This window comes from Corynebacterium nasorum (assembly GCF_030229765.1).
Lineage (GTDB): Bacteria > Actinomycetota > Actinomycetes > Mycobacteriales > Mycobacteriaceae > Corynebacterium > Corynebacterium kefirresidentii.
This window is the reverse complement of record NZ_JASPGY010000018.1, coordinates 1-3,375: the sequence shown is the minus strand read 5'-3', so window position 1 is coordinate 3,375 and position 3,375 is coordinate 1. Positions and strand designations below refer to the sequence as shown.

Annotated in this window: 3 protein-coding genes and 1 pseudogene; all 4 read left to right on the top strand. The window is 54.3% G+C overall.

The window, feature by feature from the left end; genetic code table 11:
• The first annotated feature begins 82 nt into the window (after window positions 1-82).
• The 4 genes and pseudogenes from QP904_RS11865 (at window position 83) to QP904_RS11665 (ending at window position 2,819) form a co-directional block, all read left to right on the top strand.
• On the top strand, window positions 83-148 hold the full coding sequence (locus QP904_RS11865) for an erythromycin resistance leader peptide (RefSeq protein WP_071569110.1): 66 nt from the start codon (window positions 83-85) through the stop codon (window positions 146-148).
• Window positions 149-247: 99 nt separating this feature from the next.
• Window positions 248-1,102, top strand: coding sequence for a 23S rRNA (adenine(2058)-N(6))-methyltransferase Erm(X) (locus tag QP904_RS11675; protein ID WP_011117480.1), 855 nt, complete (start codon window positions 248-250; stop codon window positions 1,100-1,102).
• 164 nt (window positions 1,103-1,266) lie between these two features.
• A pseudogene (locus tag QP904_RS11670) lies at window positions 1,267-1,684 on the top strand (transposase family protein); the annotation flags it as partial.
• A gap of 652 nt (window positions 1,685-2,336) precedes the next feature.
• Window positions 2,337-2,819, top strand: a complete 483-nt coding sequence (locus tag QP904_RS11665; RefSeq protein WP_284836120.1) for a GNAT family N-acetyltransferase — start codon at window positions 2,337-2,339, stop codon at window positions 2,817-2,819.
• Window positions 2,820-3,375: the final 556 nt, after the last annotated feature.

Sequence of the window (3,375 nt, the reverse complement as noted above, 5' to 3'; positions counted from 1 at the left end):
ACTCAATCGGCATTCAAAAAGGCCAAATCTAACCCCCGCGACACGCCGAGCCAGACACACATTTTGACCCTTAACCCTTTAAATGGATATAATTAGACCCATGTTGATTTCAGGTACCGCTTTCTTGCGGTTGCGCACCAACCGCTAAGGCGGTTTCCTACCCCGTAGGTTAAAAACCGCTCCGGTCCTTTAGCCGGGCGGCTATTTGTCATGCCCGGCTCCCTTTCAAATCCAAGGAGCACACCTGATGTCTGCATACGGACACGGCCGTCACGAGCATGGCCAAAATTTTCTCACCAACCACAAGATCATCAACTCCATCATCGACCTTGTGAAACAAACCTCCGGCCCCATCATTGAGATCGGACCAGGAAGCGGTGCCCTCACTCACCCGATGGCCCACTTGGGGAGGGCGATAACGGCAGTTGAAGTGGACGCAAAACTAGCTGCCAAAATCACACAAGAAACCTCCTCGGCGGCGGTCGAAGTGGTCCATGATGATTTCCTTAACTTCCGGTTACCCGCCACTCCCTGCGTCATTGTGGGAAACATTCCCTTTCACCTCACCACTGCCATTCTTCGAAAGTTGCTGCATGCGCCAGCATGGACTGACGCTGTACTCCTCATGCAGTGGGAAGTCGCTCGCCGCCGGGCCGGGGTAGGCGCAAGCACGATGATGACGGCTCAGTGGTCCCCATGGTTCACATTTCACCTGGGTTCTCGGGTACCAAGGTCTGCTTTCCGGCCACAGCCAAACGTTGACGGGGGGATCTTAGTGATCCGCCGGGTGGGTGACCCGAAGATTCCGATAGAGCAGCGCAAAGCCTTTCAGGCGATGGTGCACACCGTTTTCACTGCCCGGGGACGCGGGATAGGGGAAATTCTCCGAAGGGCAGGGTTGTTTTCATCACGTTCAGAAACACAATCATGGTTGCGCTCGCGAGGAATCGACCCCGCGACCCTACCTCCCAGATTGCACACCAACGACTGGATCGATCTCTTCCAGGTGACTGGTTCCTCTCTACCTCACCATCGACCCATTTCACCATCGGGAAGTAGTCAACGACCTCCTCAACGGAAAAACCGAAGCCGGCGGCGTTAATCCCCACCAAAACCGAAATCCACCAGTAGTACTAAAAGGGCTCTTCCGGTTTTAGAGTGCATTGATTAGTTCGCCGGGGGTTCGGGCGTGGCACAAGATATTGGGGTCCTTGGCTTTGTAGGAAAAAGGTATCTAATCCATCCGTACAAAACTAAGGACCTACTGTGCAGCCTAACGGAAATGTCATCGTCGATACCATCTGCCGCACCGCAAAACTAGGAACTACTATCACCGGTGCCACAGAAAACGGTGACGTCACTGTTATTGAAGCCGAACCCGTCGAGCCGATCAATGAATGCCCTACCTGCGGGCAGCCTGGAGTATTCCGCGACCACGTCATCCGCAGCCTGGTCGATCTGCCCATCGTCGGCCACCCAACAACTTCATGTGCGCCTTCCACGCTACCGGTGCACCAACAAGCGTTGCTTGCAGAAGATCTTCCGTGCTGGCCTTGCCTGCGCGCCCGACAATTCAAAGACCACGGACCAGGTGACCCACTGGATCCTGCAACGACTCTGCCTAAATCGGATGAGCGTTGCCGCTGCACCCAAGTCATTAGGCCTGGGGTGGGATATGAAGTGTCCCAGGTTTTGTTCCGTTTGATGAAACCCGTTTTTGAAACAACGTACGGAGCACAACGCACGCCGATGCCAAAGCTTCCGCAACATCGACTACCTCATCAAACCCACGACAGTGGGATTCACACCCTCAATCCCCACGCGTGCAAAACCATACCGCCTTACAGCGCGCCCGCAACCGGAGCGAAAAATAGGGTTATCATTGCGGCATGACAGTAAAGACCACGCCGTACATTTCTTTCCCTGGTAACGCCCGCGACGTATTCGAGTATTATCATTCGGTTTTCGGTGGTGATCTCGAGATGCTGACGTATGGCGAGCAGCTAGATAATGGAGTTGAGTTCCCCTTCGATCCGCCACGTGACGCCATCGCTCACGGCACCCTTCGCGGTCCTTTTACTCTTGGTGGAGGTGACGATTTGCAGAACTCTTGCGATCGCCTCACTCTAGGAAATATCGGATTCACCGTCGAGTCTGATTCCGTGGAAGAAGCTGAAACGATCTACGCTGCGCTAGCCGACAGCGGCGATGCGTCCATGCCTTTCGCCAAGGCGCCGTGGGGCGACTACTTCGGCATGGTGATCGACCGTTTCGGTGTTGGCTTTAACATCACGGTCCCAGCTAGTGCTAGCTCTCTGGACAAATCGGCTCAAAGGATGATTCGGGCCGAAGGGATCGACCTGAATAGGGCTACGCACGAACGTGCTCATGATGTGGCCGCGATGCTCAGTGATTTCAACGCCGAATTCGATACCCCGTGCCCGTCAATCGATGTTCTTACAGAGCGTTTTCAGTGTCTTCTTCGGCGCGATGACGTCATAGTCTGCATCGCTGACGGTGAGAAGTTACCTGCCGGCTTCGCCTTTGTGACGCTTCGACCCAGCCCCTACTATGAGGGGCCTATCGCGATGCTTGAAGAGCTTTACGTTCATCCCGAGCTTCGAGGGCGGGGGATAGGCACTGCCATCATGGACCTAGTAGAAACCGCAGTGTCTAAAGCAGACGTCATCGAGATCCAGATCAATGTCGATGAAGTGGATGTTGACGCTCGCCGCTTTTACGAGGGACGCGGATTCTCACATTACGAAGACGGGAACGGTTACCGCATGTTTTGCTACTTCAAGGAGCTCACGCGGTAGCCGCATGAGCCCCCGTGGTTGCCTAAGGGTAAAGGGAAAGCTGGCCAGAAAAGCTCTGAACAGCCGGAATGCTGTCGGACTAACAGTGTCTGGTTTGGAGACATCGTTCCGGATGTCTCACCACATCGATTCTCTGCGGCTTTCCACACCGAAGTGACGGCTGCTGAAAATAAGTCCGTGTGAGGCCCAGCTCTGCTGCTTTTAGCGCTTTCAGGAGCAGTTCTAGAGGTGTGTCTCAACCTATGAACGACAACTGAGGTCGCAACCAAGCCCCAGCTATCGCGTTTAAAGACCGCAAATGGGGCACAATCTTGGCCCGCATAGTTGCCTGTCCTGAGGAGTATCCGTGACGTTGCGGCTATCCGATTTCCGGGGTCCAGCCCACAGCCCTGGGTCTCGCACACCTGTCACTGTCATTCACGGTAGATAAGGGCGAAAAATTTCAAATTTCTGGCCCTTATCTACCGTGAATGTGGCCTTAGGGTTAAGGGTCAAAAAGTGTGTCCGGAATCGCGGATTTTCACGGATTGACCTGTAGGTTTCCGGAAAGTATATG